The organism is Pseudomonas sp. TE6288 (genome assembly GCF_054062095.1).
On record NZ_JBSSEW010000001.1, the window covers coordinates 31,406 to 53,631 of the forward strand.

Genomic DNA, 22,226 nt, shown 5'->3' on the forward strand with positions numbered 1-22,226 from the left:
GTTGCTCAGTCCGTTTCTTGACGTGCCAGGCGCCGGCCCAATGCCAGGCGCGCCCGCGCCGGCAGCACTCCGAGCAGGCGCAATCCCCAGGTGAACAGGCGCGGAAAGTTTATTTCCAGGGGGCGACGCGGCAGCCGTCTGGCGATGTGCTGGGCGGCGCGCTGGGCCGACCACAGCTGCGGCATCGGGAAATCGTTGCGCCGGGTCAGTGGCGTGTCGACGAAGCCCGGGTTGACCAGCGTGACGTCGATGCCGGCTTGCGTCAGATCGATGCGCTGCGACTCCACCAGGTAGCGCACGGCGGCCTTGGACGCGCCATAGGCACCGGCCCGGGGCAAGGCCAGCCAGGTTACCGAGCTGCCCATCACCACCAGGTGAGGACGTGCGCCGGCCCGCAGCAGGGGCAGGGCGGCCGCCAGGCAATGGCTGAGGCTCAGCAGGTTGGTGCGCATCACGCGCTCGACCAGCGCCGGATCGAACCGGCCGGGCTCCAGGTATTCGCAGGTCCCGGCGTTGAAAATTGCCAGGTCCAGTGCGCCCCAGGCCTGGCGAATGCGGGCTGCTATCTGCGTGACCTGCTCCGGATCGTCCAGATCACCGTTGGCCAGCAGCACCTGCCCGGGAAAGCGCTCGGCAAAAGGCACCAGTTGCTCGATCCGGCGACCGCCCAGGGCTACCTGATGGCCTTGCTCCAGCAGGCACTGCGCGAGCGCCGCACCGATGCCGCTGCTGGCACCGGTCAACCAGCAGCGGCTCATGCCAACCGCCCCTTGAGCCAGCGAATCGCCCCGCCCATCAGCGGAATATGCTCGTAGAGCAGGGCGCCTGCGTCGAAGAAATCCTGGTGGAAATGCACCCGATCATGCCATTGCAGGTAGCTGCAGCCTTGCAGGGAAACCGGGCGACCGCCGGCCAGCCGGGGATGACGAAACTGCAGGGTCCAACGCAGGTACCCTTGCCCGGTCTTCACCTCGTCGACACCAGAGAAGACATAACGGATGTCATGGGCGTTGGCGTACAGCTGGGCGAAATAGGCCCGCAGGTCGCTTAGCCCATCAATCTGATGCAGCGGGTCGCGGAAAGTGACGTTCTCGCTGTACAGGTTTTCCAGCGCTTCGAGGTGCTCTCCATCGAGCTGGGCGAAGCGCTCGGCGAAATTCTGCAGGTACGTTGACATGCTCGGCTCCGGGCAATCCTGTACAACCCGGTATTTTTGTACAGGTATAAACGAAGCCTACGTTTAAATCTGTACAAGTCAACGTTCTTGTACAGATATTTTGCTCAGAGACCGGCCGCCGCCAGTTGGCGACGCAGGTCGGCGACCTCGGCTTCCAGCTCGCGCACCCGCTCCTCGGCGGCGATCTGCGCCGAGACATCGTGTTGAATGCCGATGTAGTAAGTCAGCTGGTCCGCCTCGTTACGCACCGGGGTGATGGACAATTCGTTCCAGAACAGGCTGCCGTCCTGGCGATAGTTGCGCAGCACCTGGCGGCAGGGCTGGCCCTTGCGGATCGCCTCGCGGATCGCGGCGATGCCCGACTGTTGCCGATCCTGGCCCTGAAGAAAGCGGCAGTCCTGGTAGAGAATATCGTCCGCGCAGTAGCCGGTGAGGCGCTCGAAGGCAGGATTGGCGTAGATCAGGATGCTTTCTGGGCCCTCCTGCTCGGCGACGACGATGCCATCGTTGGAGTGCTCGACCATCAGTTGCAGGAGTTTTGCGTTGATCATTGGGGACACCCATGGAAAGCCTAAGCGGTATGGCGGGCGCAACGGTACAAAGCGCCGGCGCGATTCGCTACATAATGGCCTACCTGAGCTCGCCGCAGAAAGAGCGTATGGGTTTAGAATGTGCCATCTTTCCGACGATCCCTCCTGATGACCGAAGCCATCTCACCCGATTTATTGCCCATGCGCGACGTGGTCAGCCTGACCGGCATCAATCCGGTGACCTTGCGCGCCTGGGAGCGCCGCCACGGGCTGATCCGCCCGCAGCGCACCGACGGTGGCCATCGCCTGTACACGCCCGGCGACGTGCAGCGCATCCGCGACATCCTGCACTGGACTGCCAACGGCCTGCCGATCAGCAAGGTCGGCGAAATGCTCGCCGCCCAGCGCCAGGCGCCCGTGCAGCAGGACTCGGCCTTCCACGACTGGCGCGCCACTGTGAAACGGGCGGCGATGGCATTCGATGCACGGGCGCTGGAAGGTGTCCATGGCCAGCTGTTCACGCTCCTGCCCAAGGCTACCGTGCTGCGTGAGGTGCTGCTGCCGGTGTGGCAGGAAATGGCGGCAGGCAGGGCCTTCGGGGAACGCAGCCAATGGTTGTTCCTCGACACCTTCCTGCGCGCCCGCCTGCTGCTGCGCCTGCAGATGAACCAGGCCGATGCGCCAAGGGTGCTGCTGGCCGGTACCGAGGGGCATGCCGAACTGCCGTTGCTGTGTACCGGCTTGCTGCTGAGCGCCGAGCAACAGCGCGTCGACGTGCTCGGCTGCGGACAGCCGTTGGAGGAACTTCCGCTGGTGTGCGCGGCAACCCTGCCGGCAGCGCTGGTGATCGCGGTGCAAGGGCCGGTGAACGCCGGCCTGGCCAGGCGGCTGCGCGCATTGCAGATGGAGATTGCCTGCCCGATGGCCCTGACCGGGGTGGCGGGTTCGCAAGCGGTGTTGCAGGGCATTCCGCTGCGTGTGCTGGACGAGCAGGGGGATGATGTGGCGGGGATGCTCAACGCCTTGCTCAGGGGCGCCCTGGATCTCTGAAAGCAGGGCGGCGGTGCCGATTTGGTCAACGCCAAACAGAATTGAATTTTGCCCTGCATGAGCGGTTCTACCACAGCGAGCTCCTCGATTCTTCTTGCCCGGAGCCTGACCGCAGGAGAACCGAGTGCCTAGAATCATCACCCCATCGACCCCCGAACACGAAATCACCGAACATAACGCCAGGATGTTCGGCTCGCCCAAGGAGCGCCTGGACTTCTACCGGCGTGAGATCCAGTACGAAACCAGCATCCTGGCCAATCGCACGGACGCCTATCTGGCAGCCCAGTCGTTTCTGGTCATCGCGTTCGTCTCATCCATGGGCAACCTCAATCAGGGGTGGGGCGAGATGTTCACCCTGATCGTGCCTGCGTTCCTTGCCTTGCTCGGGGTATTGAGTTCGCTCAATGCCTGGCCAGGCATTCGGGCGGCGTACAACATCATCGATCACTGGCAACTCAAGCAGAGCCACTTGCTGCGCAGCGAGCCCTTGATGGGGCTGGCCTACGACGAGTCCCCCCTGTTCTGCGAGGCCGAAACCTCACGTGCGGGGCATCGCAAGTCATTGCTCTTTTCACTGCGTACCCCGTGGATCTTCCTGGTGTTCTGGGTGCTGCTGGGTAGTTATTCGGTGTATATCCAGCTGGCGTGAACAACCCAAAGCATGGCCCCGGCTCGATGCAGGCGTGGGACGAGGGGGCCATGCGCCAATGTCAGCGGCCCAGCGCTGCGATCAACTGCTCGTTGAAGGCGGGGATATCGTCGTGTCTCCTTTTTTGATAGGTCTGAAAGGGCAGGCCTCGGGCCTGGCGTGAAGTTCCAGCGGATTCCCGGAAGGCTGGCATCACCTCTTGCCAGGCAGCACCGCGCCCAGCACCTGCTTGGCCGTCTGCACGATCACCCCAACCTCGTCAGGGTCGCCCTTGAGCAGGGTGCTGGCGAATTTCTTTGCCTGCTCCAGCTTGATGTGCGGGGGGAGCGGCGGCACGTTGGGATCGGTCTTGAACTCGATCAGCACCGGGCGGTCGGCGGCCAAGGCCCGTTCCCAGGCACTGGCGACTTCGTCCTCGCGCTCGACGAAGATGCCCTGCAGGCCGATGGAAATGGCAAACAGGTGGTAGGGCACGTCGGGTATGGACTGGGAGGCCTCGAACTTCGGGTCGCCTTCCATGACACGTTGCTCCCAGGTGACCTGGTTGAGGTCCTCGTTGTTGAACACCGCGCAGATCCACATGGGGTTTTCCCATTGCTGCCAGTACTTGGCCACGGTAATCAGCTCGGCCAGGTTGTTCATCTGCATGGCACCGTCGCCTACCAGGGCAATCACCGGGCGTTGCGGGTAGGCGAACTTGGCGGCGATCGCATAGGGTACGGCGGCGCCCATGCATGCCAGGCCGCCGGACAACGAACACTGCATGCCTTGGCGGATCATCAGGTCACGCGCGAACCAGTTGGCGCAGGAACCGGAGTCGCTGGTGACGATGGCCGCATCCGGCAGGCGCGGGGAAAGTTCGTGCACCACCCGCTGCGGGTTGATCGGGTCGGCCTTGGCCAGGGCGCGTTTTTCCAGGGTCTTGTCCCAGCGCGCGCGCCAGCCTTCGAGCTTCTTGCGCCAGCGCCTGTCGGGCTTGTGTTCGAGCAATGGCAGCAGCGCCTGCAGGGTTTCGCCGGCGTCACCGACCAGGTTGACCTCCATCGGGTAGCGCAGGCCGAGCATGTCGGGCTGCAGGTCGATCTGCACGCCGCGGGCCTGGCCTTCCTTGGGCAGGAATTCGGAATAGGGAAAGCCGGATCCGATCATCAGCAAGGTGTCGCATTCAGTCATCAGCTTGTAGCTGGGCTCGGTGCCAAGCAGGCCGATGGAACCGGTGACCCAGGGCAGCGTGTCCGGCAGCACGGCCTTGCCCAGCAGCGCCTTGGCCACGCCCGCCCCAAGCTTTTCGGCCACCGCCTCCACCTGTTCGCTCGCCTGCAGGGCGCCGGCACCGACCAGGATGGCCACCTTGCGCCCGGCATTGAGCACGTCGGCGGCCTGCTGCAGGTCAGCCGTGTAGGGCAGCACCCTCGGCTTGCTGTAGCCGACGCCGGAGTGCACGGTGCCATGGGCCCTGGCGGGCGCTTCATAGGGCAGGTCCTGCAGGTCATTGGGCAGGATGATCGCGGTTACCCGGCGCTCGCCCACGGCCGTGCGCACCGCGCGGTCGAGCAGGTGGCGTACTTGGGCAGGGGTGGACGCCTGCTGCACGAACGCACCGGCCACATCCTTGAACATCGACAGCAAGTCCAGCTCCTGCTGATAGTGCCCGCCCAGCGCCGCCCGTGCCTGCTGGCCGACAATGGCCAGCACCGGCTGGTGGTCCATGCGTGCATCGTACAGCCCGGTGAGCAGGTGCGAGGCGCCGGGGCCCGAGGTGGCGATGCATACGCCCAGCTCACCGGTGAACTTGGCGTGGGCGCTGGCCATGAACGCGGCCATTTCCTCATGGCGGGCCTGAATGAACGCGATCTTGCCGTTGGCCCGGTTCAACGCGCCGAACACACCGTTGATGCCGTCGCCCGGATAACCGTAGATACGCCGCACGCCCCACTGGTACAAACGCTCGACCAGGAAGTCACCTACCGTCGTTGTCATCGTCGTGTCCCTGTCAGTGATGGATAGGGTCTGGACTGGGCCGCGAAGGGGAAAGTTTCACTGGATGCACCTGGTCGCCCGGCAGGAACCTCGACGCTGGCAGCGGATTCTCAAGGGTATCGCCCAACCTCATCGCGAGGCCCTCATGCTTGCCCTCGACAGCACCACCCAGCCGCAGAAGACGCTGCATTTCGCCGATGACGGCGCGACGCCGAACAGCCGCTTCGCCGTGTTGCTCTACCGCCTGCGCCTTGCACCGGCCGAGGACAACGCGGGCGCCTTCGAGGCATTGTTCGCCGCCCACCAATGGACGCCGCTGTGGCGCGACGGCATCTTCGACTACCAGCATTTCCACCCCAATGCCCATGAGGTGCTGGGGGTGGCCTGCGGGCAGGCGCGGGTAACACTGGGCGGCGCGGGCGGCCAGACGTTGACCGTGAAAGCAGGCAATGTCCTGGTGCTGCCGGCCGGCACCGGCCATTGCTGTGTCGAGCACAGCGAGGACTTCCTGGTGGTGGGGGCTTATCCGCAGGGGCAGGAGAAGTACGCCATCCAACGGCCCGAGGACGGCGCATACGACCAGGCGCTGGCGCGCATTGCCGCCGTGTCCAGGCCAGCGCAAGATCCGGTGGCCGGCGCACAAGGCGCCCTGATGACGCTATGGCGCTGATCTCCAGCCCACGGTATTCAGGCCTCTCTGAAGCGCAGCATGTCTTCCTGGGGTAACGCGGTAACCTTGATCGCCCGCACCGGCACGGCAAACTTGGCGCCGATCCTGGAGAAACGCTCCAGCAGGTGGAAATTGATGGCCTGCTGGATATCCATGTACAGGTTGTAGCCGGGGTCCTTGACGATATACACGCACTCGAATTCCAGCGCCTCCTTGCCGAAGCCCCGCAGGTGCGCGCGGTCGAAGCGCGCCTGGCCCTGTGCCTTGATCGCTTCCTCGATGATGCCGGGTGCCTTCTTCACGGCATCGGTGGGGGTGTCATAGGACAAGCCGAACTCGAAGACGATGCGTCGCTCCTGCAAGCGCTTGTAGTTCTGGATGGTGCTGCTGATCATGCTGGCATTGGCCATGACAATCTGCTCGCCGCCCAGGCTGCGGATCCGCGTGGTCTTCAGCCCGACATGCTCTACCGTGCCGGCCAGGGGGCCGACGACGATGAAGTCGCCCACCTCGAAGGGCTTGTCCACGGCGATCGACAGCGAGGCGAACAGGTCGCCGAGGATGTTCTGCACCGCCAGCGCCACGGCGATGCCACCCACGCCAAGGCTGGCGACGAAGGCAGTGATGTTCACCCCCAGGTTGGACAGCATGGCCAGCACCACCACCGACCACAGCAGTACCCGGGCGCCCCAGGCCGAAAGGGTGGCCAGCGCGCTGCCTTGGTTCAGCCCCTCGTTGCCGTGCCGGGCGAAATAGCGGCGCAGGCCCAGGGCGATGGCGCGGTTGGCCCATAGACCGATCTGCAGCGCCGCCACCACGAACCACAGGCTGCCCACCCGGGCCAGCCAGCGCTCAGGCAGGTCGAGCATACCCAGGCCCACCAGCAGGGAGGCGAGCAGCAGCAGGGCATTGCTGGTGCCGCCGAGCACCTTGGCCAGCACCTGGCTGAACGCGCCGTCGTGTTCGGACCAGCGGCGCACCCGCCGCTGCACGAAGCTGATCGCCGCCCGCGCCGCGACAAAGGTCAGGGCGGCGACACCCAACGCCAGCAGCAGGTTGAGGATGGAGATACCGAATAGCGTGGTATCGGTGAACAGTTCAATGATGCGGTCATTCATGAGTGGCTCGCCTCCTGGTTGCCCTCGGGGATGTGCAGCGTCCTTTCATGGGACGTCGAGGTGCGGCAAGAGGTCGATCGGATTTTCACGGCTGGGTTTATGGAACGTCTTGACCCTGCCAGCGCTCCACCGCGTTACAGCAGCTGCCATTCGTCCGACACTTGCGACTTGGCCTGAACGCCCGGGGGGGAAAGCGCCCTTATTCAAGTCGAACACGCGCTGTTTACCTTCCAATAAAAATTTTGCCCGAGGCCATTGTAAAATGGTGACCACCCCGACCGATCTGGAAGTGGCAATGGAAATCGGCATCAGCGAAACCGAGGTCAAGCGCTATCGGGGCGATACCTTCCTGTTGGGTGACGGCGCATGGCTTGTCCACTTCGGATACACCATGCCCAAAGAATTGCGTGCGCGCCTGACCGGCAGTTTTACGCTGATCTTCAAGCCTCACATGGCCGTGAGTGACAGACGCAGACCAGGGTAGGGCGCACGCGTGCCTGGTCCGCCTACTGGCGCTTGCGCTCAAGTGCCGCCAGCACCCAGCCCGCCACGAATCCCAGGGCCAAGGCGGTTGCCAGGATGGCTGCGGGGTGGCGTTGCAAGCGCTCGACACCCGCCAGCAGACGCCGCCCCTGCACCGCTGCGAAGGCTGGGGCTTCAGGTGTCGATGGCCGCTGTCCGGGCTGTTCGACTTCACCGGCCCCCTCGTCAGGGGGCCAATGCTTGAGGCGCGACACTGCCAGGGGAGTGCCGTCCGCCAGGGTCAATACCAGGTCCTTGATCTCGCCGGCGATGCGGTTCGCGAACACCGGCTCGCCCGTGGCATCGAGGTTGTCATAGATGAATCGCCGCCCCTCCAGCCACCCCACGGCGGTCAGCAGTTCCGGCCCCAGGTAGTACTTGCCGTCGAGGAAGAAGCCGGTGAACGGATGCACCCGCTCGAGGTTGTCCACGGCATAGCGTTCTCCCGGCTTCATGCCGGTGGCGGGATCGATCATGGCAGCACGCTCCGTGTGGCTGTAGCGCGAAAAACACGGCCGTCCTTATCCAGGTCGACCGGATCCGGAAGCCTATCGATACGGACATCGCGGGTACCGCGACAGATCAAAGCTCTCATGGGTTGGATCTCCTGCGCACTGTGGTGACGGGTCTATGCAGGGGAAGCCAGGGAGCGCGGTAAAGTTCAGGCGCAGATCACCAGTGGCATTGCGTTGTGGTGACCATCCAGGCGGCTGGACGGAACCTCGTACGGCGCGCAGCCATCTTCCGTTAAAGAAAGCAGGGCGGCCCGCGATGAATGCCTTCAGCGACCCCATGACCCCGGCGCAATGCCGGCTGGCAGCAATCAACCGCTGGTTCGACACCTACGACAACCACGCCCTGCGTCGGCATTGTCCAAGCACCTACCACGACGAACTGTTGCGCCAGGCCGATGAGATGGATCGGCAGCGGTTGATCGACTGGACCGAGTGGCGCGACCTGCGCCGGCTTGCCGATCGTGCGTTCGTGAAGGCGGTGGCAGGTGCGGACTATCACGTTGAATAGAACCTGCGGTGGCCGACCATTCGTCCTGTCGATCGCACTTCGGGCGTGGCAATCATTTCAACCGTTCAGCCAAACTCACTCAGGAGTGAACGACATGCCCCGTGGAGACAAAGGCAAGTACACCGAGAAACAGAAGCGCAAGGCCGAACACATCGAGCAAAGCTACGAGCACAAGGGCCTGTCCAAGGACGAGGCCGAGGCTCGCGCCTGGGCTACCGTCAACAAGCAGTCCGGCGGCGGTGACAAGGCCGGTGGGTCGGGCAGCAAGACATCGCCGAGCGAAAAGAAGACAGCACGCGCCGATTCGGCCAAGCGGGCGGCGCAAACGCGTCAGGGCCATGCGCGTGAGTCAGGTGCGTCACTGGGTACGCAAACCAAGGAAAGCCTCATGAAAGAGGCGCGAAGCAAAGATATCAAGGGGCGTTCGAGCATGACCAAGGCGCAACTGGTCGAGGCACTGCGCAATAAAGGCTGAGGCGGTACTGATCGGCCGATAACGGTTCCAGGCTTGGAGGAGGGCGGCCATGCGCTGCGAGGCGAGGTGCCTAGCCGCCCGGATGCTTCAGTCCTTGCTGGCGTTGAGCTTGCGCAGCTCTTCGTAAGTGGCGGACTGGACGAACCAGAAGCCGGAGACTATGCACCATCCGAGGCTGCCGGCCACGAAGACACCCAGGGCTGGCAGGAATCCGCCGGTGAACAGGGTGATGAGCGCGAACAGCCAGATAACGGCCAGGGAGATGTAGAGAACGATGTTGTTGACGCTGATGACGAAGTCTTTCACGAAGCGTATTCCTTGCGGGATATCAAAAAATTGCCCCTCCAGGGGCGCGCAGATGCTATCACATTGCTGCTATTGAGGGCTTGACCCGCGACTAATACCTGCTGTTGAATGTGCGCCCTCGAATCCCCGCAACCTTTCCCCAAAGTGGTGAAGCCAGTGCCCTGCGCCATCAAACACGCCTGATACCGACGACGGTCCATCGTGCCTGATGGCTGCCCGTGCTTGCGCGCGGCGGCGCTTCATCCTCGTACCTGCCTGATCCTGTCGTCGGTTTTTCCCTATTTCCAAGGAGAAACCCATGAACATGGATTTTCGTGCCGACGCACATTCCCTCGAACTGCTCAAATACCCCCGCACAGCGCATCTGCAAGGCTCGCGTCTGCAGGACGGCGACAGCGATGCCGGCCAGGTGGCCTATGGCTCGTTGGTTGGCCAATGGCTGGTGGTGGAAGAGAAACTCGACGGCGCCAACGCCGGCATCAGCTTTACCAACGGCGGCGAGCTACGCCTGCAATCGCGTGGCCATTACCTCAGCGGCGGTGGTCGCGAGCGCCAGTTCAACCTGTTCAAGCAATGGGCCGTGGCCCACGAGCACTGGTTGCTGGAGCGTCTTGAAGACCGCTTCGTGCTGTATGGCGAGTGGCTGCACAAGAAGCACTCGGTGTTCTACGACCACCTGCCGCATTTCTTCTGCGAGTTCGACGTGTGGGACCGCGCCACAGGCCAGTTCCTGTCCACCGCGGCGCGCCGACATCTGCTCGCGGACGGCCCGGTGCTGTCGGTACCGGTGCTGTACGAAGGCCCGGCACCGCGCCGCTACGCCGAGCTGATGGCATTGCTCGGCGACTCGCTGGCCAAGACTGCGCGTTGGCGCGAAGTGTTCGAGCAGGTGGTACGCCGCGAAGGCCTCGACCTGGCCCGCGCCTGGCGCCAATGCGACCGCTCGAGCCGCATGGAGGGGCTGTACCTGAAGCTCGAAGACGAGCGCCAGACCCTGGGCCGGCTCAAGTGGGTGCGCCAGGACTTTGTCCAGGCCATCCTCGACGCTGACCAGCACCATGCCAACCAACCGTTCATACCCAATCAACTGGCCGCAGGCGTCGATCTCTACGCACCGCGCCTGTCCCTGGACTGGCACGGCGAACGCCGCGGCGACTGTGGAGCTTTCTGAAATGGATATTCGACTGCAACAACTGGTGCCCGACCCCGGGCACGACATGGACTGCGCCGCCTGCCTGGCGGCCATCCCGGCCCTGGCACGCCTGGCCGACACCCCGCAGGATCCGACCTATCATGCCGAGGGCGATGTGTGGGTCCATACCCGGCTGGTGGTCGAAGCGTTGCTGGCGCAGAGCGCTTACCGCGACGCCAGCGCCGAGCAGCGCTTCGTGCTGTTCTTCGCCGCCTTGCTGCATGACATCGCCAAGCCCGACACCACGATGATCGACCCACAGACCGGGCGTATCGGCCAACCCGGCCACTCGCGCCGGGGCGCGGTGGATGCACGCCTGCTGCTGTGGCGCGCTGGCGTGCCGTTCGCGCTGCGCGAACAGATCTGCCGGATCATCACTGTGCATCAATTGCCGTTCTTCGCCTTGCAGGGCGACCGCAGCGGACGCAGCGCGGAGTTTCTGCTGCACAAGCTGTCCTGGGAACTGCCGGTGTGGATGCTCTGCGCAGTGGCTGAGGCCGACATGCAGGGCCGCCACTATGCCGGCAAGGCCGATGTGCTGACCGCCATCGAGCTGTGGCGCGAACTGGCCGCAGAGGAGGGGTGTTTGTACGGCCCAAGGCCGTTTGCCGACGACTACACGCGTATTCAGTACCTGCGTGGCGCCCGCGTGCACCCGGACTATGCGCTGCACGAACCCCAGGGCTCCCCGGTGGTGATGCTCTCCGGCCTGCCGGCCAGCGGCAAGGACACCTGGACTGCCCGACACCACCCGGACCTGCCGGTGGTGTCGTTCGACGACGCGCGCCAGGCCCTGGGCCTGCGCCATGGCCAGAACGAAGGCGCCGCCGCGCACTACGCCATCGACCGGGCCAAGGCGCTGTTGCGCGAGCGCAGGCCCTTCGTGTGGAACTCGACGCACTTGTCGGCGCAGATGCGCAGCCGGACGCTGGACTTGCTGTACGGCTACGGGGCGCAGGTGGAGATCGTCTACCTGGAGCGGCCGGAGGAGGAGATCATGCGGCGTAACCAGCGCCGGGATACATCGCTGCGCAATGACGATATACGGCGGATGATGTTCAAGTGGGAGGTGCCGTTGCCGACCGAGGCGCATCGGGTGAGGTATGAGGTGGTGACGGGGTGAAGCACAGGGCACTGTGCCAGTATGGCTGCTAGGCTCTTTGAATGCCTTCCTGCCTATCGAGGAGGGTAAGGTCGAAAGAGCAGCGGTTCATGCACGTTCCACGGAGGGTCACATGCTTATCCGACTCCTGTTCTCAATGCTGTTCCTCACAGCGGCGGTACCGGCCAGCCAGGCAGAGGTCAAGAAAATCACGATCTACGACGATGGGGTTTCTTGTCCCGCCAACTGCGACGCACATGTCGTCTTCTCCAACGCCATGAATGGAACAGCGTTCGCTCACAAGGAAGGGACGAAGTACAGCAAGTGTGTGAAGGGAGAAGCGTGTCGCATCTGCTTCGAGTCCGGCGAAAAGCAGTGCTTGAACGTCATGTACCGGGGGAGTGGCCCGCACCCTGATACGTTCGACTTCACCCCGGCGTTCTATCAGCAAGCGTGTGCCAGCACACCGGCGCAGCCGCTGTTGGCAAAGGAGTGCGTAAGTTTGAGGGAGAGAGCCAAGGCATTGAGTGGGCGAATCAACTGCCTCGCTACACCTGGCGACCCCAAATGCAGCGCAATCATTGCAGAGGCAAAGGCTGCACGCGAACTGGATCTCCCGAAGTTCAAGAAATGTCTCCAGCTCGGGGAAGCAGCCTATAACCAACAGGTGCCGAATGCAGAGAAGCGCAAGCATGACTGCACCTACGAGCTGAATGGCACGGGCAGAAACGACGCAGGGACTAAAACCTGGAGGAAGCTGCTGCCTGCAGCGTGTAGGGCGGGTACCTACGTGGGGCGCGACGGCTTGGACTGTTGCAGCGGCAACACCTTTGCAGACGGCCCATTAGGACGTGAATGCAGAGGCTTCTATCCAGTTCCTTGAACAGCACCGAAGGTTTACTCGGGGGGCAAGCTGTCTCGCGCCTCGACAAGCCAAGCCGGCTCTCCTTGGGCTACGCAATTTCTGGAGTTGGCGCAGTACCTGCGGGAGCGGGTCAACCGCGAAGGGCTGCAAAACAGCCCAAAGGGGGAGAGGTACACCACCTGGCGGACTTCGATCCATTGCGGCCTTTCGAGACCGTCCGCTTACGCCCTATTGCTGCCGATCGCAAGAACCACGAAAATCTGCATTCGCTTGGTGAGGTGGCGCATGGCGATCATAGAAATATCAGAGCACGCAGATTGGGAATTTTTCGAGAACGTGGCTCAGCAGCTTGAGCAAGGGCTGGGCGGTTACTGGAAGGAAAAATTCGACGGCCTGGATCAGCGCTACTGGGATCTGATGGTAGGCGAGCAGGCGCTTACCCTGCATCTTGAGCACTATCTGGGCATTTCAATATCTGTACCTGATCATGCCAATGAGATGGCTCAACGAGTACGTGCGTTGGTTAAGTAGCACGCAATTCCACGTAACCGGATAGCGCAGGTGACGGCAGGCAGAAGTCGGTCAACGCAACCTATGTCATACAAAGCACAGCCATCAGTATTCTTGGAGAGAGGATGAAAGAGGCATTCACCTACGTATGGTTACTGCCTCTGCTGGAAAAACCATTAGAACAAGCAGCGCAACAATTGCCCCGCGCGTTAAAAGCCCTCGGAGAAAAATACATACTGCCTGCCGACATAACATTGCACCCGCTGGTCGTTACAGCGCTGATGTCACATTCCGACTATTGGGCCGGGTTAGCGCTCAAATGGTTGGAGGATGGGTTTCCTATGGATCCCGAGTTGACCACGCTTTTGACTCACAGCGCTGAAGATCGGACGCTGTCGCAGTCTCGACGCCACAAGGCTCGTAGGCTTACCTGTCGAACGTCATGAGGCTGGCCTCATGGCCGCTTTCGGTCAATTACCGTGCTTGCTAACGGCTTCGGATGCAAACGACGGTCGCTCGGCGAACCATGCCACCGCCAGCTCCTTGAACGCCTCGGCCGAAGGCGTCAGCGGGTAGCGCTGATCATGCGCCAGTACGATGCTATGGGTTGGCAGTTTCTCCTGAGTCGGCCGACACACCAGCGCTTGGCCATCGTAGCTATGGTCACCAAATGGCCGGGTATAAATCAGCGCCACGCCAAAGCCATTGGCGACGAGGCTGCGCTGCAACTCAAAGGTGCGCACACGGTGCACAACAGCGGGTGAAATGTCGTAAAAGCTGAACAGATCCAACACATGCTGCCAACTGTGGACCTGATCGGTGACGACCAGGGTGTATTCGGCCAGCGCTTTGAGACTGACGCGCGGCGCCTTGGCCAACGGGTGATCGGCCGACAGCAGCACCTGGGCGGTCAGCTGACACAGCTGGGTGCATTGAGTGTTCGGCGGTAAACCCAGGTCATAGGTGATGGCCAGCTCTATCGCGCCCTCACTGAGCCGCTTGCCCACATAATCGAAGCTGCCATCGCGCATATCGACCGTGACCCTTGGGCAGGACTGCTGCATCCGTCGCACAATCTGCGGCAGGCAATAGGGCGCCAGATCTTCAAAACATCCCACCACCAGTTCCCCGACACACTCGTCTGCATTGGCATTGATCTCGGCAAAGGTCTGGGCCTCTGCCAGCACGCGACGCGCTTGCACCATGACGGTACGACCGAAGGGGGTCAGCGATATGCCGAGGCCACGCTGGCGTATGAAGATGGATTGCCCCAGTACTTCCTCCAGTTCGGTGATGGCCGCCGAGATGGAAGGCTGTGAAACATGAAGCTCCATGGCGGCAGTGGTCAGGTTTCCGTGCTTGGCCGCTGCGAGCGCGTAGCGAAGCTGCCGCAGTGTGAACTTCATAGTTTTTTCCGTGGTGATGCATCAGGACTTATTATTTTATCCTTTTTTATCGTTGTGAAATATTTCTCCTGCGCAGTGATCATCTTGTTTGGGAGCGTCACAATGACAATTACAAAGGCTCTGCTGACCACGACACTTTCTCTAGGGCTCCTGGCGTGCGCTGGCGCCAGCCAGGCCGCCGGTTGGTGCGAGTCTGGCAAGCCGGTGAAGTTCGCCGGTTTGAACTGGGAAAGCGGGATGCTGCTCACCGAGGTGATGCAGTTCGTGCTGAAAAATGGCTATGGCTGTGACACCGACAGCCTGCCGGGTAACTCCATCTCCATGGAGAACGCCCTGAGCAGCAACGATATCCAGGTGTTCGCCGAGGAGTGGGTAGGGCGCAGCGAGGTCTGGAACAAGGCGCAGGCCGCCGGCAAGGTCGTCGGTGTCGGCTCGCCGGTGGTTGGCGCGGTCGAAGGCTGGTATGTGCCGCGTTATGTGATCGAAGGCGACGCCAAGCGCAAACTCGAAGCCAAGGCACCGAACCTCAAGAGCATTGCCGACCTGGGGCAATACGCCCAGGTATTCAAGGACCCGGAAGAGCCGGACAAGGGGCGCTTCTACAACTGCCCGGCCGGCTGGACCTGCGAGCTGGACAACAGCCAGATGCTCAAGAGCTATGGCCTGGAAAACACCTACACCAACTTCCGCCCGGGCACCGGCCCGGCACTGGATGCCGCCGTGCTCTCGAGCTACAAGCGTGGCGAGCCGATCCTCTTCTACTACTGGTCGCCGACCCCGCTGATGGGCCAGGCCGACCTGGTCAAGCTGGACGAGAAGCCAGGCGTGGACAAATCCGTGACCATCAAGGTGGGCGTGTCGAAGACCTTCCACGAGCAGGCACCGGAACTGGTGGCGGTGCTGGAAAAGGTCAACCTGCCGATCGATCTGCTGAACCAGAACCTGGCGCGCATGACCAGGGACCGTATCGAATCGGCGGAACTGGCGAAGGCGTTCCTCAAGGAGCACCCCGAAGTCTGGCACAGCTGGGTCAGCGAAGACGCAGCCAAAAAGGTAGACGCGGCACTCTGAAGGGTGTGGGCCGGTCCGGCGCCTGCCGGGCATGCCACACAGCAGTCCGCTTCACGCACTTGCTCGAGAGAACTCCATGTTTCCCAAAGACTTCACGTTTTCCATCGCCGACTGGGTCAATGGTTGGGTCGATGCGCTGGTCACCAACTACGGTGACGTGTTCCGGCACATTTCCGACACCCTGCTGTGGGCCATCGTCAACCTCGAAGGTTTACTGCGCGCTACACCCTGGTGGCTGATGCTGGCCATCGTCGGCGGTATTGCCTGGCACGCCACCCGCAGAATCGTACCCACCGCGGTAATCGTCGGCTTGCTGTTCCTGGTCGGTGCGGTCGGGCTCTGGGACAAGCTGATGCAGACCCTGGCGCTGATGCTGGTGGCCACGCTGATCTCGGTCCTGGTCGGCATCCCGCTGGGTATCCTGTCGGCGCGCAACGACCGCCTGCGGGCGGTGTTGATGCCGCTGCTCGACATCATGCAGACCATGCCCAGCTTCGTGTACCTGATCCCGGTACTGATGCTGTTCGGCCTGGGCAAGGTGCCGGCGATCTTCGCCACCGTCATCTATGCCGCGCCGCCGCTGATTCGCCTGACCGACCTGGGCATTCGCCAGGTGGATGGCGAGGTCATGGAGGCGATCAATGCGTTCGGTGCCAATCGCCTGCAACAACTGTTCGGCGTGCAGCTGCCACTGGCGTTGCCGAGCATCATGGCCGGTATCAACCAGACCACCATGATGGCCCTGTCGATGGTGGTCATCGCCTCGATGATCGGTGCCCGTGGCCTGGGTGAAGACGTCCTGGTCGGCATCCAGACCCTGAACGTGGGCCGCGGCCTCGAAGCGGGCCTGGCCATTGTGATTCTGGCGGTTGTGATCGACCGCATTACCCAGGCCTATGGCCGGCCACGGCATGGGGTGGGCAAATGAGCGCCAAGCAGACGATGAACAAGATCGAAGTCAAGAACGTCTTCAAGATCTTCGGTGCGCGTGCCGAAGATGCCCTGAAACTGATCCGCCAGAGCAAAAGCAAAGAGCAGGTCCTGGCCGAAACCGGTTGTGTGGTGGGGGTAAACGATCTGTCGTTGTCCATCGGCAGCGGCGAGATCTTCGTGATCATGGGGTTGTCGGGCTCGGGCAAGTCGACCCTGGTGCGTCACTTCAACCGCCTGATCGACCCCACCAGCGGCCAGATCCTGGTCGATGGCGAGGACATTCTGCAGTACGACATGCGGGCCCTGCGTGAATTCCGCCGGCGCAAGATCAGCATGGTGTTCCAGAGCTTCGGCCTGTTGCCGCACCGCACCGTGCTGGACAACGTCGCCTACGGCCTGAAAGTACGTGGCGAGAGCAAAGCCCTGTGCACGGAGCGTGCCCTGCACTGGATCAATACCGTGGGCCTGAAGGGTTACGAAAAATCGTACCCGCACCAGTTGTCGGGCGGCATGCGCCAACGTGTGGGCCTGGCGCGTGCGTTGGCTGCCGACACCGACATCATCCTGATGGACGAAGCCTTCAGTGCGCTCGACCCGCTGATCCGCGCCGAAATGCAGGACCAGTTGCTGGAACTGCAAAAGACCCTGCACAAGACCATCGTCTTCATCACCCACGACCTGGACGAAGCGGTGCGCATCGGCAACCGCATTGCCATTCTCAAGGACGGCCGCCTGATCCAGGTAGGCACGCCGAAAGAAATCCTCTACCAGCCTGCGGACGAATACGTCGATCGTTTCGTGCAGCGTCGCGTAGCTTCGCTATAAGGAACCGCGTGTATGTCGTTTGCCGAAAAGATCATCATCACCGACACGCCCGTTCGCTGGCAGGACGTGGTGGCTGTGGCCCGGCATGGCGCGAAGCTTGAGCTGGACCCAGCGGCCTGGGCGCGGATCGAGAACGCCCAGGCGATCGTCCAGCGCATCGTTTCCAGCGGTGACCGCGCCTATGGCGTCAACACCGGGCTTGGCGCCTTGTGCAATGTCTCGTTGCAGGACGAACAACTCAGCCAGCTGTCGCACAACACCTTGCTCAGCCATGCCTGCGGCGTGGGTAGCGCGCTGTCGGACGAGCAGACCCGGGCGATCATGTGCGCGGCGATCATCAACTTCTGCCAGGGCCGTTCCGGCCTTCAGCGCAAGGTGGTCGAGGCGCTGCTGACCTTGCTCAACCAGCACATCACCCCGCAGGTGCCGAAACAGGGGTCGGTGGGGTATCTGACCCACATGGCCCATATCAGCATCAGCTTGCTGGGTGTCGGCCAGGTCAGCTATCGCGGCCAGATCGTGCCGGCGCAGCAAGCCTTGGCCGAGGTCGGCCTGGCGCCGATCAAACTGGGTGCCAAGGATGGTCTGTGCCTGGTCAACGGAACCCCTTGCATGACCGGCCTTAGCTGCCTGTCTTTGGACGATGCCACTCGGCTGAGCCAATGGGCGGATGTTATCGGCGCCATGAGCTTCGAGGCCCTGCGCGGCCAACTCGATGCCTTCGACCCTGAAATCATCGCGATGAAACCGCACCCTGGCATGCAGCGCGTGGGCAGGAACTTGCGGCGCCTGCTCGAGGGCAGCGAAATCATTGCCAGCAGCCATGGCATCCGCACCCAGGACGCCTTGAGCATTCGCTCGATCCCCCAGGTGCATGGCGCCGCGCGCGATCAACTGGAACACGCGGCGCGGCAGATCGAGACCGAACTCAACTCCACCACCGACAACCCGATGTTGCTGGGTACACCCGAGTCGTATCGGGTGGTTTCCCAAGCCAACCCGCACGGCCAGTCCGTGGCCATGGCGGCCGACCTGCTGGCCATCGCGGTGGCCGAGATCGGGGCGATTGCCGAGCGTCGTCTCGATCGCCTGATCAACCCGTTGGTCAGCGGTTTGCCGGCCTTCCTGGTCAGCCAACCGGGTGTGAACTCGGGGATGATGATCGTCCAGTATGTGGCCGCTTCACTGTGTGCCGAAAACCGTCAGCTGGCTCAACCGGCCGTCATCGACAACTACGTCACCTCCGGCTTGCAGGAGGATCACCTGAGCATGGGCACCAATGCCGGGCTGAAGCTGCACCGCGCCCTGGAGAACTGCACGCAGATCCTCGCCATCGAGTACCTGTTGGCGGCCCAGGCCTTCGAGTTCCTCAAGGAGCAGCGCTTTGGCGCCGGTACCAGCATTGCCTGGCGGTTGTTGCGCGAACGGGTCCCGGCCTATGCCCAGGACCGTTGGCTGGCACCGGATATCGCCAGCAGTGCATCGATCCTGAAAGATCCCGGCCTGCTTGGCGTGGCCTTCCCCGAACTGCTATGAGCGATGCAGGCAGCAGGAGCGGCGGCCAAGGTCATAAGGCTGGTGTGTAATTGAGGGTCTTATCGCCGGGCTCTCAATGCATCTTGTCATTTGCAATGGCTTAGGGCAGGGTCGATGCCAAGGACATCTCTGCCAAAGGAGCCACACCATGTCGAAGATTTATCCCGGTATCGATCCCGAGGGGCTGGTCGAGTATTCGGTGGTCTACACGGACCGCTCGCTCAACCACATGTCCCAGTCGTTTCAAGGTGTGATGAAGAACATTTCAACTACCCTGAAGCAGGTCTACAACGCCCAGGCGGTTGCGGTGGTCCCGGGCAGTGGCACGTTCGGCATGGAAGCGGTAGCCCGGCAGTTTGCCACCGGCCAGCAATGCCTGGTGCTACGCAACGGCTGGTTCAGCTATCGCTGGAGTCAGATCCTTGAGATGGGCAATATCCCGGCGGCCACAACGGTGCTCAAAGCCCGGCCGGTTGAAACGGGGCGCCAGGCGGCCTACGCCCCGGCCCCGCTGGAAGAAGTGTTGGCGGCCATTGAGTCGCAGAAACCGCAGATTGTCTTCGCCCCCCACGTTGAAACCTCATCAGGGATCATCCTGCCCGATGAGTACCTGCGGGCCGTGGGCGACGCCGTGCATGCGGTGGGTGGCCTGTTCGTGCTGGACTGCATCGCCTCAGGCGCGATTTGGGTTGATATGGACAAATGCGCAGTCGACCTGCTGATCAGCGCACCGCAGAAAGGCTGGAGCGCCTCACCTTGCTGCGCCCTGGTGATGCTCAGCGCGTTGGCCCTCGAGCGCATCGAATCGACGCAAAGCACCAGCTTCGCCTGCGACTTGAAGAAGTGGCTGCAGATCATGCAGGCCTATGAGCAGGGCGGCCACGCCTACCATGCGACCATGCCCAGCGACGCCCTGGCGCGATTCAACGAAGTGATGAAAGAGACACAGGCCTACGGTTTCGACAAGGTCTGCGACGAACAACAGGCCCTGGGTGATCGGGTGCGCGCAATGATGACCCGCAAAGGCATCAAGAGCGTGGCCGCAGCAGGCTTTCAGGCCCCTGGCGTGGTGGTGAGCTATACCGATGATGCCGATATCAAGAGCGGCAAGAAGTTTGCCAGCCACGGCCTGCAGATAGCCGCCGGCGTGCCGTTGCAATGCGACGAGCCGGCCGACTTCCAGACCTTCCGCATCGGCCTGTTCGGGCTCGAAAAGCTGCACAATCTCGAGCGCACGGTCAGCACCCTTGAGCAGGCGCTGGACGAGGTGATGGTTAACTGAGCGCACGGTTGGAGAACCTGCCATGACAGCAAAGGGTGCGAGGTCGCGATTCGAAGCCAAGCTTCTTCGTCCGGCAAAGCCCGGTGATGACAGCTCGTGGGCGTTCGTAGTGCTTCCAAGGGACGCGAGTGAACGGCTTCCGAGGCGGGGAAGGACGTCCGTTGACGGCACGATCAATGGGCATCCTTTCCGGGCAACCCTTGAACCCGATGGGCAGTTGAGCCATTGGTTGAAGGTCAGTAGCGAGTTACTCGATGCGGCGGGTGTGGCTGTTGGAGATATCGTCACCCTCGAACTAGCCCCTGTGAAGAAGGAGCCCGAACCCGATATCCCAGCGGATTTCGAGAAAGCCCTGGCAGCCACACCTGAGGCTCAAAAGGTTTGGAACTCTACGACGACCCTCGCGCGGGTGGACTGGATCCACTGGATTACTTCAGCGAAGCAACTCAAGACACGTGAAAAGCGCATTGGGGATGCTTGCGAGATGCTTGCGACCGGTAAGAAGGCGGTTTGCTGTTTCGACTCGTCCGGCTACTACAGCAAAGCATTTCGGGCGCCCGAGGGAGAAAATTGACCTTGGGCTGTCAATGCGCAGGGCACACAGCGCTGACAGTCGCTGCGCACTGTATTGGCTGCGGTGCCTGCTGCGAGAACGCCTTAACACCGGCGCTGGTGTTGTCAGCCAGCTCCGCCAGCACCAAGCATCCTCTTTCGTCCGCAAGGGGCTTTCGGCTTGTTCAGTTACACCACGTCCTGGGTCACGACAACTATCCTGACACCGGGGGAGGTGGACGAAGTCCTGTTCGTTGCCAGCCATGCATTCGAGTTCTTGGGGACAAAGGCCGCCTACATGCGTAGCCCTTCATCCATCGTCGCAACCGTCCATTCCCCCGCACCAACCGGACATCTGGGTGAAGAGCAGGCAGTCCCTCGCTGGCCTTCCATTTAAGGCAAAAGCACAGAAAACCGCGACCGAAAGGTCGCGTTTTTGTTGGTGTAGGCGTAACGCAGTATTTACTCGAATGTTCGGACTTGAGCGACAGGCAGCCTACCATTCATATGGCGCGGATGTCCTGCGTCCCGGCCAACGACGTGCAGCGTTCGCGTAGAAAGGCCTGAAGGACCCTGACCCGTTCACTGACCTGAGCCCTGTGCGGGCACATCAGGTAGACCGGCGCAGGCTCTCCCTGCCAGTCGGCGAACAAGACGCGCAACCTCCCGGCACGCACATCCGTGACGACATCGAGCCATGCCTTGTACACGATCCCGTGCCCGGCAAGCGCCCAGCGCCTGGCAACTTCGCCATCATCGCTGCGATAGTCGCCTCGGACCTTGACCTCGCAGACCTCGTCACCACGGCTGAAATGCCAGACATCGTAGGGACGCCCATGACGCTGGTAGATGATCGCCGAGTGGGCGGCCAGCGTCTGAGGTGATGCAGGCTCCCCCTGACGGGCAAGGTGGGCGGGGCTGGCGCAGGCGACCCGATGATGCGCCTCCAGCACCGGCAAGGCCACCAGGCTTGAATCGACCGGGACGCCGAACCGCAGGGCGACATCCACCGGTTCGCCGAACAGGTTGTTGGGGCGGTCATTGAGCAACAGATGCATCTGCAGGTGTGGGTGCGAGACGCGCAACTCATCCAACCAACCCAGCAGTACACTGCGGCCGAAGTCTGAAGGTGCCGCCAGTTGCAATACTCCGGCCAGACCCTGCTGCCCCCCGCGAATCGCCCGTTCTCCTTCGTCCAATGCTGCCAGGGCAAGCCGCGCAGCCTCCAGATAGCGCTCACCCTCCACAGTCAGGCGCTGCTGGCGCGTCGAGCGGGCGAACAGGCGAACCCCCAGGCGCGACTCCAGGCGCTTGAGCGTGAGGCTGGCTGCCGCAGGGCTGATGTCCAGCTCACGCGCCGCGGCCGAGAGGCTACCGGCTTCGGCGGTTCTGACCAGCACTTTCAACTCAGCCAGCCCTTGCACTTGTAAGCATTCCTTAAAAGTTATGTGC

General features: G+C 62.4%; 25 protein-coding genes and 1 pseudogene. 17 read left to right on the plus strand and 9 right to left on the minus strand.

What is annotated here, in order from left to right; all coding sequences use genetic code 11:
• Positions 1-5 precede the first annotated feature (5 nt).
• From ACVWY1_RS00150 to ACVWY1_RS00160, 3 genes are all read right to left on the minus strand, one after another.
• A complete protein-coding gene (locus ACVWY1_RS00150) occupies positions 6-758 on the minus strand; it encodes an SDR family NAD(P)-dependent oxidoreductase (protein ID WP_258601063.1) in 753 nt (250 codons plus the stop codon).
• On the minus strand, positions 755-1,177 hold the full coding sequence (locus ACVWY1_RS00155; protein WP_102681967.1) for a nuclear transport factor 2 family protein: 423 nt from the start codon (positions 1,175-1,177) through the stop codon (positions 755-757). Before ACVWY1_RS00155 ends, ACVWY1_RS00150 begins: the two co-directional genes overlap by 4 nt.
• 104 nt (positions 1,178-1,281) lie before the next feature.
• On the minus strand, positions 1,282-1,728 hold the full coding sequence (locus tag ACVWY1_RS00160) for a PAS domain-containing protein (RefSeq protein ID WP_214501687.1): 447 nt from the start codon (positions 1,726-1,728) through the stop codon (positions 1,282-1,284).
• Between the two features lie 147 nt (positions 1,729-1,875).
• Here ACVWY1_RS00160 and ACVWY1_RS00165 point away from each other — a divergent pair, with 147 nt between their 5' ends.
• Positions 1,876-2,757, plus strand: coding sequence for a MerR family transcriptional regulator (locus ACVWY1_RS00165; protein ID WP_102681969.1), 882 nt, complete (start codon positions 1,876-1,878; stop codon positions 2,755-2,757).
• A 124-nt stretch (positions 2,758-2,881) separates the two neighbouring features.
• Entirely contained in the window at positions 2,882-3,406 is a 525-nt protein-coding gene (locus ACVWY1_RS00170) for a hypothetical protein (RefSeq protein ID WP_023630687.1), read from the plus strand.
• A 192-nt stretch (positions 3,407-3,598) separates the two neighbouring features.
• On the opposite strand, the gene ACVWY1_RS00175 is transcribed toward ACVWY1_RS00170, so the two are convergent.
• Complete coding sequence (locus tag ACVWY1_RS00175) at positions 3,599-5,386, minus strand: thiamine pyrophosphate-requiring protein (RefSeq protein ID WP_277504095.1); 1,788 nt, start codon at positions 5,384-5,386, stop codon at positions 3,599-3,601.
• Between the two features lie 145 nt (positions 5,387-5,531).
• Between ACVWY1_RS00175 and ACVWY1_RS00180 the strand changes: the two genes are divergently transcribed.
• Positions 5,532-6,056 (plus strand): cupin domain-containing protein, encoded by a 525-nt coding sequence (locus ACVWY1_RS00180; RefSeq protein WP_457377708.1) that lies wholly within the window; start codon positions 5,532-5,534, stop codon positions 6,054-6,056.
• Between the two features lie 17 nt (positions 6,057-6,073).
• Here ACVWY1_RS00180 and ACVWY1_RS00185 read toward each other — a convergent pair whose 3' ends face one another.
• Complete coding sequence (locus ACVWY1_RS00185) at positions 6,074-7,174, minus strand: mechanosensitive ion channel family protein (RefSeq protein WP_277504098.1); 1,101 nt, start codon at positions 7,172-7,174, stop codon at positions 6,074-6,076.
• Between the two features lie 295 nt (positions 7,175-7,469).
• Here ACVWY1_RS00185 and ACVWY1_RS00190 point away from each other — a divergent pair, with 295 nt between their 5' ends.
• Positions 7,470-7,658 carry a hypothetical protein gene (locus tag ACVWY1_RS00190; RefSeq protein ID WP_434728422.1) on the plus strand — a complete coding sequence of 63 codons (189 nt, stop codon included), beginning with the start codon at positions 7,470-7,472 and terminating at the stop codon, positions 7,656-7,658.
• 243 nt (positions 7,659-7,901) lie between these two features.
• Here ACVWY1_RS00190 and ACVWY1_RS00195 read toward each other — a convergent pair.
• Positions 7,902-8,172, minus strand: a pseudogene (locus ACVWY1_RS00195) (short chain dehydrogenase); the annotation flags it as partial.
• A gap of 295 nt (positions 8,173-8,467) precedes the next feature.
• On the opposite strand from ACVWY1_RS00195, the gene ACVWY1_RS00200 reads away from it, so the two are divergent.
• Both ACVWY1_RS00200 and ACVWY1_RS00205 read left to right on the plus strand, forming a co-directional pair.
• A complete protein-coding gene (locus ACVWY1_RS00200) occupies positions 8,468-8,719 on the plus strand; it encodes a hypothetical protein (protein ID WP_277504099.1) in 252 nt (83 codons plus the stop codon).
• Between the two features lie 94 nt (positions 8,720-8,813).
• A complete protein-coding gene (locus tag ACVWY1_RS00205) occupies positions 8,814-9,194 on the plus strand; it encodes a termination factor Rho (protein WP_110704365.1) in 381 nt (126 codons plus the stop codon).
• An 87-nt stretch (positions 9,195-9,281) separates the two neighbouring features.
• Here ACVWY1_RS00205 and ACVWY1_RS00210 read toward each other — a convergent pair whose 3' ends face one another.
• Positions 9,282-9,500 carry a hypothetical protein gene (locus ACVWY1_RS00210; RefSeq protein ID WP_050705559.1) on the minus strand — a complete coding sequence of 73 codons (219 nt, stop codon included), beginning with the start codon at positions 9,498-9,500 and terminating at the stop codon, positions 9,282-9,284.
• A gap of 298 nt (positions 9,501-9,798) precedes the next feature.
• On the opposite strand from ACVWY1_RS00210, the gene ACVWY1_RS00215 reads away from it, so the two are divergent.
• The 5 genes from ACVWY1_RS00215 (at position 9,799) to ACVWY1_RS00235 (ending at position 13,615) form a co-directional block, all read left to right on the plus strand.
• Positions 9,799-10,671, plus strand: a complete 873-nt coding sequence (locus tag ACVWY1_RS00215; RefSeq protein ID WP_457377590.1) for an RNA ligase family protein — start codon at positions 9,799-9,801, stop codon at positions 10,669-10,671.
• A gap of 1 nt (position 10,672) precedes the next feature.
• Complete coding sequence (locus ACVWY1_RS00220) at positions 10,673-11,815, plus strand: AAA family ATPase (RefSeq protein ID WP_457377591.1); 1,143 nt, start codon at positions 10,673-10,675, stop codon at positions 11,813-11,815.
• A gap of 112 nt (positions 11,816-11,927) precedes the next feature.
• On the plus strand, positions 11,928-12,677 hold the full coding sequence (locus ACVWY1_RS00225) for a hypothetical protein (protein ID WP_102681977.1): 750 nt from the start codon (positions 11,928-11,930) through the stop codon (positions 12,675-12,677).
• Positions 12,678-12,944: 267 nt separating this feature from the next.
• The gene (locus tag ACVWY1_RS00230; RefSeq protein ID WP_102682061.1) at positions 12,945-13,190 is read left to right on the plus strand and encodes a DUF3630 family protein; all 246 of its coding nucleotides are present in this window, start codon (positions 12,945-12,947) and stop codon (positions 13,188-13,190) included.
• Between the two features lie 104 nt (positions 13,191-13,294).
• Complete coding sequence (locus ACVWY1_RS00235; RefSeq protein WP_457377592.1) at positions 13,295-13,615, plus strand: hypothetical protein; 321 nt, start codon at positions 13,295-13,297, stop codon at positions 13,613-13,615.
• A gap of 24 nt (positions 13,616-13,639) precedes the next feature.
• Here ACVWY1_RS00235 and ACVWY1_RS00240 read toward each other — a convergent pair whose 3' ends face one another.
• Positions 13,640-14,575 carry a LysR family transcriptional regulator gene (locus tag ACVWY1_RS00240; RefSeq protein ID WP_258701590.1) on the minus strand — a complete coding sequence of 312 codons (936 nt, stop codon included), beginning with the start codon at positions 14,573-14,575 and terminating at the stop codon, positions 13,640-13,642.
• Positions 14,576-14,677: 102 nt separating this feature from the next.
• On the opposite strand from ACVWY1_RS00240, the gene ACVWY1_RS00245 reads away from it, so the two are divergent.
• The 6 genes from ACVWY1_RS00245 (at position 14,678) to ACVWY1_RS00270 (ending at position 20,796) form a co-directional block, all read left to right on the plus strand.
• The gene (locus ACVWY1_RS00245; RefSeq protein ID WP_457377593.1) at positions 14,678-15,646 is read left to right on the plus strand and encodes an ABC transporter substrate-binding protein; all 969 of its coding nucleotides are present in this window, start codon (positions 14,678-14,680) and stop codon (positions 15,644-15,646) included.
• Between the two features lie 76 nt (positions 15,647-15,722).
• Positions 15,723-16,574, plus strand: coding sequence for an ABC transporter permease (locus ACVWY1_RS00250; protein WP_046855584.1), 852 nt, complete (start codon positions 15,723-15,725; stop codon positions 16,572-16,574).
• The gene (locus ACVWY1_RS00255; protein WP_457377594.1) at positions 16,571-17,404 is read left to right on the plus strand and encodes a quaternary amine ABC transporter ATP-binding protein; all 834 of its coding nucleotides are present in this window, start codon (positions 16,571-16,573) and stop codon (positions 17,402-17,404) included. Before ACVWY1_RS00250 ends, ACVWY1_RS00255 begins: the two co-directional genes overlap by 4 nt.
• A gap of 12 nt (positions 17,405-17,416) precedes the next feature.
• The gene (hutH, locus tag ACVWY1_RS00260; protein WP_457377595.1) at positions 17,417-18,940 is read left to right on the plus strand and encodes a histidine ammonia-lyase; all 1,524 of its coding nucleotides are present in this window, start codon (positions 17,417-17,419) and stop codon (positions 18,938-18,940) included.
• Between the two features lie 148 nt (positions 18,941-19,088).
• Positions 19,089-20,222, plus strand: coding sequence for an alanine--glyoxylate aminotransferase family protein (locus tag ACVWY1_RS00265; protein ID WP_457377596.1), 1,134 nt, complete (start codon positions 19,089-19,091; stop codon positions 20,220-20,222).
• A gap of 22 nt (positions 20,223-20,244) precedes the next feature.
• Positions 20,245-20,796 (plus strand): YdeI/OmpD-associated family protein, encoded by a 552-nt coding sequence (locus ACVWY1_RS00270; protein ID WP_277504118.1) that lies wholly within the window; start codon positions 20,245-20,247, stop codon positions 20,794-20,796.
• Positions 20,797-21,277: 481 nt separating this feature from the next.
• Here ACVWY1_RS00270 and ACVWY1_RS00275 read toward each other — a convergent pair whose 3' ends face one another.
• Positions 21,278-22,198 carry a LysR family transcriptional regulator gene (locus tag ACVWY1_RS00275; RefSeq protein WP_457377597.1) on the minus strand — a complete coding sequence of 307 codons (921 nt, stop codon included), beginning with the start codon at positions 22,196-22,198 and terminating at the stop codon, positions 21,278-21,280.
• Positions 22,199-22,226 lie beyond the last annotated feature (28 nt).